The 8,031-nt window shown below is 26.6% G+C and carries 8 protein-coding genes; 7 read left to right on the top strand and 1 reads right to left on the bottom strand.

Annotated features, from left to right (window positions below; all coding sequences use genetic code 4):
- Together UDIV_RS04590 and UDIV_RS03315 are read left to right on the top strand one after the other, a co-directional pair.
- Positions 1-359, top strand: a 359-nt coding sequence (locus tag UDIV_RS04590; RefSeq protein ID WP_038103296.1) for a hypothetical protein, incomplete at its 5' end; no start/stop codon positions are given.
- Positions 360-613: 254 nt separating this feature from the next.
- Positions 614-1,081 (top strand): hypothetical protein, encoded by a 468-nt coding sequence (locus UDIV_RS03315; protein WP_038103294.1) that lies wholly within the window; start codon positions 614-616, stop codon positions 1,079-1,081.
- Between the two features lie 157 nt (positions 1,082-1,238).
- Here the strand turns inward: UDIV_RS03315 and UDIV_RS03310 are convergent, their stop codons facing one another.
- A complete protein-coding gene (locus UDIV_RS03310; protein WP_038103292.1) occupies positions 1,239-2,663 on the bottom strand; it encodes an HDIG domain-containing metalloprotein in 1,425 nt (474 codons plus the stop codon).
- Between the two features lie 378 nt (positions 2,664-3,041).
- Between UDIV_RS03310 and UDIV_RS03305 the strand changes: the two genes are divergently transcribed.
- The 5 genes from UDIV_RS03305 to UDIV_RS03285 form a co-directional block, all read left to right on the top strand.
- Complete coding sequence (locus tag UDIV_RS03305; RefSeq protein ID WP_038103290.1) at positions 3,042-4,799, top strand: S8 family serine peptidase; 1,758 nt, start codon at positions 3,042-3,044, stop codon at positions 4,797-4,799.
- Between the two features lies 1 nt (position 4,800).
- Complete coding sequence (locus tag UDIV_RS03300; RefSeq protein WP_038103288.1) at positions 4,801-5,010, top strand: hypothetical protein; 210 nt, start codon at positions 4,801-4,803, stop codon at positions 5,008-5,010.
- 163 nt (positions 5,011-5,173) lie between these two features.
- Positions 5,174-6,481: a S8 family serine peptidase gene (locus UDIV_RS03295; RefSeq protein ID WP_038103285.1), complete on the top strand. Its 1,308-nt coding sequence runs from the start codon at positions 5,174-5,176 to the stop codon at positions 6,479-6,481.
- The gene (locus tag UDIV_RS03290) at positions 6,468-7,259 is read left to right on the top strand and encodes a hypothetical protein (RefSeq protein WP_038103283.1); all 792 of its coding nucleotides are present in this window, start codon (positions 6,468-6,470) and stop codon (positions 7,257-7,259) included. Before UDIV_RS03295 ends, UDIV_RS03290 begins: the two co-directional genes overlap by 14 nt.
- Positions 7,260-7,566: 307 nt before the next feature.
- The coding region (locus UDIV_RS03285; RefSeq protein ID WP_038103281.1) for a hypothetical protein at positions 7,567-8,031 on the top strand (465 nt) is incomplete at its 3' end.

Raw genomic sequence — 8,031 nt, 5'->3', positions numbered from 1 at the left:
AAATACTAACAGCTTCTAATGAAGGAATTGATGCTTTAGTTTTGTTTGGAATCTTACCAGATATCATTATTGATTATGATCAGATTGCTGATCTAAATCATAATGATAAAGGATTAGCTCCTTATTTAGATAAATTAATTAAAAAAGCACAATCAGTACAATTAAACAAATTAATTAATATTAGTAATGGATATGTTTTTCATCAAATTAATCCAGAATTAATGATTGTTGATAAATTTGAACAACACCAAGTTAGTCGAGTCATTAAAGGTCTTAATTTAGTAACCAAATTAATTACTTCTTCTAAAGGAACAGATCAAAAATATCATTTTTTTGCTAATTTATCATTTGTTAAATAAATTTATTTGTTAACATATTAACCATAATATTAAATTAAAAGATAGGTTAATAAAAATATGTTTAAAACTAAAAGAGCTAAACTAACAGTAGGTTTATTAACTGTTGTTGGTTTAATATAACTACCCCACTTATTATATCTTCATGCTCTAAATCAAAATCTAATTTAGAACTTGAAGCAATTTATGAAAAGAAAGATCAAAATTTAAATGCATTAGTTTTACATTCTACTTATAATTTTGAACTAACTAATCCATTGGTTTATAATAATGAAACTAAAGCGTTTAATTTTGATAATAATACTGATTTAGTTGAACAAAAAGATCATATTGAATTAATTAACAGCAAAGCTGCTTTAGATCAATATTTAGAAAATAGAGTAGTACCTAATCTTAATCAAGCATCATTAAGTGATCTAATCAAAGATCATTTTAAAGACTTTGATTTTAGTCAACAAACTATTTTATTAGTTAAAAATATAAGAGATAGTTTAGATCTATCTAATTTAAAACTAGAGAGTGGATGAAATATATCATCATTTAGACAAAGTACAAATCGATTTAAGATTAATTTAGTATTTGATAAAAAAGATGAAACCCAATCAACTAATAAAGTAGTAAGCACTAAAACATTCTTTATAACTATTAATAAATTAAGCTCATTTAGATTTGCTCGTATTGAGTTAGTTGGATCAAAAACTACTAGCTCTACTAATTCTAAATAAGTTAATCATAGATTAATATTAACTAAATAAGGTTGATATGAAATAGACCTTATTTTTTATTTATAAACAATCAATATTAGTAAAGATTAAAAAAATACAAGAAGAGCTAAAAACCTTTCTTGTATTTTAAATAACCTGATTGGCTATTATGCTATATTTAGCTAATAGTATTTGTTTCTATAGAGATTCGTTTTTCACGAGTCATAATGATACTTATTTTATAGTTACTTAAGTTTTCACTAGTTTCAATAGCATGTTGAATCTTGTGAGCTAGTAATTCAAGTTCACTATCATTAATTAATTCAGCATTAGCAATAACTCTTAATTGTCTTCCTGAACGAATAACAAATGCACTTTCAACACCATGAAATTGCATACAGATCTTTTCTAATTCTGATACTCTTCCAAAGTATTCATCATAATTAGCTATTCTTGCTCCAGGTCTAGCTGCTGAGATTGTATCTACTACTTTAACAAGTGCAGCATACACTGATGTAGCTATTACTTTACTATGGTGTGATTCTATTCCGTTGATAATATAATCACTTAATCGATATTGTTTAGCAAGCATGACTCCTGCTTCAACATGATCCATGTTTGATTCAAAATCAATAACTTTTCCAATATCATGGAAAAAAGCACACTTCTTAGCTTTAATTGGATCAACTCCAATTAAGTAAGCAAGGTTTTCAGCTAAATGGGCAACTTCTAAGCTATGAGATAAGATGTTTTGTCCATAAGATGTTCGATAACGCATCTTACCAACATAAAGATAAAGTTCTTTAGGAATATCAAAGAAGTTAAGTTGATCTTCAATAACTTCTCGACCAATTTCATGAGCTTCTTGATCGAACTTCTCTTTTTCTTCTCTAAAAAGAAGTTCGATCCGGTTCATATCAATATTTCTTGATTCAATAAGTTTTTGCATTACACGTCGTGCAATTTCTCGACGCATTGGATTAGGAGATGAAATTGATAAAATAGTATCATTTCGTTCAACTATTAAATCAACCCCACCTGCTTTTTCAAATAAGGCTTTATTACGACCATCTCGACCAATAATCTTACCTTTTAGATTTTCATCACCAAAATTGATAGTAAATAATGATCGATTAATTACTAATGGTTCAGCACTTCTTTCCATTGCTTCAATTAATAAGTTTTGAGCATAAATCTCTAAACCATCACTAAACTCTTTTTTAAGTTTAACAAAGTTAATTGATAATTCTTTACGATATTTTTGTGTTAAGAAATCAAATAATTCATTTTTAGCATCAGATGCTGATAAATTATTAGCTCTTAATAAGAACTCTTCATTAACATTTGTTAAATGTTTAACTTCTTGTTCTTTTTTATCTAATTGAGTTTGAAGATCTTGAATTATTTCTTGTTGTTTTTCTTCAACTTCTTTTAATTCTTTATTTTCAATTATCAATAATTTATAAGCCTTTTTTTCTTTAGGTAAAAAGGCAATTTTCAGTTTTTTTACTTGAGCATAGATTACTATTGAAACTGGGACAATAATAACTGAGATTACAAATAGTATTAGTAATACAGCAAATGCAATAAAATAATTATTCATTTTGTTATATCACCTTTATATATTTTAGCAAACATCACTTTTATTTAAACATGCTATAAATTTAATTTATTAATAAGTTAATAAAAAAGCTAGGTTTTATTGATAATTTATCTAAACAGTTATTAATTCTTATTTGTTTTAAAAATAAATCAATATGTTTCATTGGTTTAGGTGTAAAATAAAAATGATTTTCACAAACACCCAATAGAAAATCAAACAAAAGATAAGCTATATATCTTTTAAAAATAAATTCTTTAAACTAATGTTAATTATTTTGATAATAAGTGAATTATCACTTAATAATTTTTAATCAAAATACTATTAAAAATGCGTTAGAATTGGGTTTATAAAATTATTTTTTAAGGGGTGATTAATTAAATGACAAAATATAATAAGTTTAAAAAAATCATTAAGCTCGGCTTAGTTGGTTCATTAGTTACTTCATTTTTAACATTTTCTGTTACAGCCAATGATATAAAAAATGTTAAACATCAAGAAGTAAATACTGAAAAGAAAATCGTTGAAATTAAAAATTCTATTAATCAAGATGATAAAGCTAAGAATGAATTAACAACTGTTATTGGAGCAAGAAGATATGAGTTAATGATTGATAATGATAAAGATATTGATTTAAATAATCTTCATGATCAAATTAAGAATCTTGTTTTCAAAAATAATGATTATTTATTGAAAAGCGATATTTTAAGTAATTTAAAAATAATCACTTTTGCTATTAGCAATCATGCGGATATCAATCTATTAAATGAAAAATTAGAATTACTTTTAAATAAGAATGAAGATATAAAAGATATTTATTTCTTCAATACGAAATACACTTATACTGACTTTGTTAATAAGAAGTTACCAGACGTAGAAACGGTATCAAATTCGTTTACACGAAAACGATATGATTATAATGACGCAACTACATATGATGCAGCCAATCAACATCATTACAAAATAGTGGGTCTTGATTATTTTAATCAAAAAACTCATTTTGAACACTTCTTCAACGAAAAGGTTACGATTGGTTTATTAGATGGAGATGGTGTAGTTAGACATAATAGTAAACCTTTTAGATGAAACAATGATAATGGTAATGGGGTACATTGAAGAGATGAACCATTTTACACCGAAGTATCAAGCGATCATTCAGATCAAATTGGTGAAATAATGGTTGGTCAAAAAGGCATCAACCAAACTGCTAAATTATGAAGTGTAATGGTTGATTTATATTGAAATGGTGTTACTGGAGAAGTGAATTTCTTATTATCAAGAGGCGTTAATATTATAGTTAATGTTTGAAATTTTAAAGATCATATTGATAAAGAATATGCGGGATATTCTAAATATTTTGATCAAGTAGTTGTCAATAATCCTGAAATAATTAATGTAATTGCTGGCGGAAATATTTCCCCACATAGTGATTATCAATCGCGATATTTAAATGGAATTGCGTTATCTAAGAACAGTATTATTGTTGGTGCAATCGATTCATATACAAAGAAAAAGGCATACTATAGTAAAATCGGAAGAGATGATCATTATTTAACAGTTGTTGCACCAAGCGGAGCATTTCATTTTAGTAATCCTGAATGACAAACTTGAGGTACTAGTAATTCAGCGGGCGTAATTGCTGGCTTATTATCAATTATTTATCAAAAGAACAAACCAATATTTAATCGTGGACATGATTCAATTATTGCTAAATCTGCACTTATTAGTGGTTCACTTATTCCGCCGTCTGAAGAAGATACATACACTCATCAGACAGGTTATGGAATTCCAAGACTTGATTTAGTAGACCAAGCAGTTAAAAATCTTCGATATTTTAAAAATATGAAAAATGATGATAAAAAAGTTGTATTAAGATTAAAGAAGGGAGATCGCGTTCGAGTTAATGCAACTTGAAATTATAAAAACTATTCTAACAATGATAAAGCAGATGTTGATTTAAGAGTTATAGGTAAAGAGAATTATAGTTCAACATCTTCTGACAGAAACACCGAAACAATTGATTTTGTTGTTAAGACATCAGGTAATTACATTATTAAACTTAATGTTTATAACAAATCTTCAAATATATCTCCAGTTGATGTTGCTATAACATATGTAATAGAGAAAGGTAATGTTTAATATGAAATTCTTTAAAAACAAAAATAGAAAATTGTTCGCTTTATTAGGTGCTGCTACTTTAAGTGGTTTCATCGGTTTAACAACGCTTGTTTCAGCAAACAAATATCAAGAAAACAAAGCAGATTCTAATAAAGCGATAAAGAAAAATGTATCTTATTCATTAAATTTTAATACTGAGATTAATTTAGAAAAAAAATGTTTCATTAATTAAAACTTCACTATTAAAAAACGATTTAAACGAAACATCTATTAGTTTAAACACTTCAACAAAAAGTTTAACTCTTAAGTTTAATCAAATTTATGAACAAAAAGTTTTAGATTTAATTAATACACTAAGAAGTGAAATAAAAGAATCATTTTTCATTTTAAACAATATGCCTGAAAACATTAATGATAATCAAAAGCAATCAATATCAAGTAATAGCAGCTTCAAATCAGTTCTTGAAGATCCTGAAGACAATGAAAAACACTATGCAGCAGTAGGATTGAATAAAGAAACAAGAGATTTCTTAATAGAAAACTTTGGTGATGAAAAAGTGAAGGTTGGGATTATGGAAGTGGAAGGTTTTATTAGTGCAGATAACGAAAATATTTTCCCAAACAGAGAAGTTGGAGATATTAATTATCTAAAACGTAATGGACAAAATACAAACGTTAAATCTGATCATGCAAACTGGGTTGCAGAAGTTATAGGTGGAAATTTAGGAATTAACTCTAATGCTAAATTATATTCTATTTATTATGCTGAAAATACATCACCAAGTGATTACTTCAATTTATTAACTAATTCAAAAGTAAACATACTTAACAATAGTTGAGGTCCAAGATATGCGAATTTACAATCTAATTATTCACGATTACCTAAGGATATCGATGATTCCGTTTTTTCAAATCCAGAAATAATAAATATATTTGCTGCGGGTAATCAATATAACGGAAAAACTACCACTGGTGAAAATGGCGAGAAAATAGAGATTCCGCCATATAAATATTTAGCTGGTGGACCACTATCAATCAATAGTATTGTTGTAGGTGCATATGATTTAGAAACGAAAGAAAAAACATCATATAGCCAAATAGGCAATGATGTGAATTATATAACAGTTATAGCTCCAGGAAATAATTTTAGATATACCAATAAAAACGGTGGGGTAGCACAAAAACTAATTCGCGGCACTAGTTTCGCAGCTCCGGTTGTTTCAGGTTTATTATCCTTTGTTTATCAATCAAATAAAGATATGTTTGATTTAGGAAGCGACTCAATTATAGCTAAGTCTGCACTTATTAGCGGTTCAGAAAGACTAAAATCATATCATAGTTTATATACTCCAGAAACAGGTTTTGGTGTTCCTAATTTTGATTTAGTGAATGAAGCTGTATCAAATTTATGATATTTCAAAAATTTCAAAAGAGGAAAGGAATTAGTCCAATTATATTTAAAAGAAGGACAAACACTACGAACCAATATTTCTTGATTGGTTAAAAATATAAATAATAAAGCAGACTTTACTTTAAAAGTAGAAGAACCAAGCACTCTAATAAACTATAGTGATACTAAGTGAAATATTGAAACAGTAGAAATGAAAGCAAATCAAGATGGTTGATATAACATTTTTATTGAAAGAAAAGACGATTCTGCTAGTGAAAACCCAGATGTTGCTTTAACTTATGTTATTAAATAGAAAAAAGAAATTAATCATTTCATCTCTTGGCTTTAGTTTTTTATCAGCCCCACTTTTAGTATTAACTTTATCAAGTTGTTATAAAGAGAAAAATGATAAGAAAAACAATTTATTATTTAGTATCAATTCCGATTCGCTATTCATTAATTCTAATTTAAAAGACACATCATATTTTTATGATCCCTTCTCATACATTTATGAAACTATAACTAATGATAATAAGGCAGTGGTAGTTTACAATAATTATGATAAGGTTCGTCACAGAACAGTGCGTGACAAAAATCACCCACTTGGATATATAAAAGTAGTTGGAACACCGCTAGCAAATCAACAAAAACCTTTATATTCATTAATCAATTCAGTTGAAGAACTCAACAAAACCATCAGCATATATAAAGATATTTTCAAAAAGAATCAAGACAGAATTTCATCATCGTTTTCAAACTTAAATTTCAATAAAAATTCAATTTTGATGATCATAGATCGTGATTGAGTAATAACCGATGATGAATCTTTTCATCCAGTCAATGGTTATCAAATTCTATCTGTAAATTTAAACGAAAAGAAGATGACAATAACTAAAAGCTGATCAAATCTTCCTATAAAAAGAAAGTTAAAAAACAATAAATGAAGAGGACCAATGAGTAATAACAAGATCTTCTTTGTTGTAATTGATAAACTAAACAGTTTAAACAATATAGAGATTGAACAAAAAATCGTCAAAAAAGCAATTGGTGAAGATCTTGAAAATTTCGGACCATTTAATGTTGATGCTTAAGAGTCTTTAACTTATGCCATTAAATAGAAAAAAGAAAAAAGAAAAAAGAAATTAATCATTTCATCTCTTGGTTTTAGTTTTTATCAGCCCCACTTTTAGTATTAACTTTATCAAGTTGTTATAGGTAAACAAATACTACAAAAAATAAGGTGCTAAAAATCATCAAAAAGGAATAGGGTAAGATATCAAGAATTTCAGATTTCTTCTAAATATTTAAAACAAATAAAAAGCAAAGATCCCTCTTATTTGCCTATTTCTTATTTTTAAGTTCTTATGTTCATAATCTTAAATAAAAAGGAGGTTTACAATGTTCAAAAATAAGAAAAAACTAATTTTTATTAGTTCAATATTTTTAGGTTCAATTACTACATTAACTATTGTTGGATGTAATAATACCAACAGAAGTGCTAATGAAAACAAACCAATTGATACATCTGAAAAACCATTTCTTAGAACCAATATTGAATTCATTAAAAACAACAATATCATAACTAGATGATATAAAAAAGAAAATAGTGATGTTTATTATGAAATGTTAACAAACCAAAAAACACCAGTTTTTGTTTATAACCAAAGACTTCGAATTGGTGTTAATAAGTACTATAGAAGACAACTAGAGATTGAAAAATCAACAATCACTAATCAACAATTAAATGAATATGCTACTTTAATCAATAGTTATTCTGATTATGTAAATAAATTTGTAAACTCTGATTTATACACAAAAACAGAAACTAGTTTAGCTGATCAACAACTAGCTAATTTAGAAGCT

The sequence above is a fragment of the Ureaplasma diversum NCTC 246 genome (assembly GCF_000731915.1).
GTDB lineage: Bacteria > Bacillota_I > Bacilli_A > Mycoplasmatales > Mycoplasmoidaceae > Ureaplasma > Ureaplasma diversum.
This window is presented reverse-complemented; position numbering and strand designations above follow the sequence as displayed.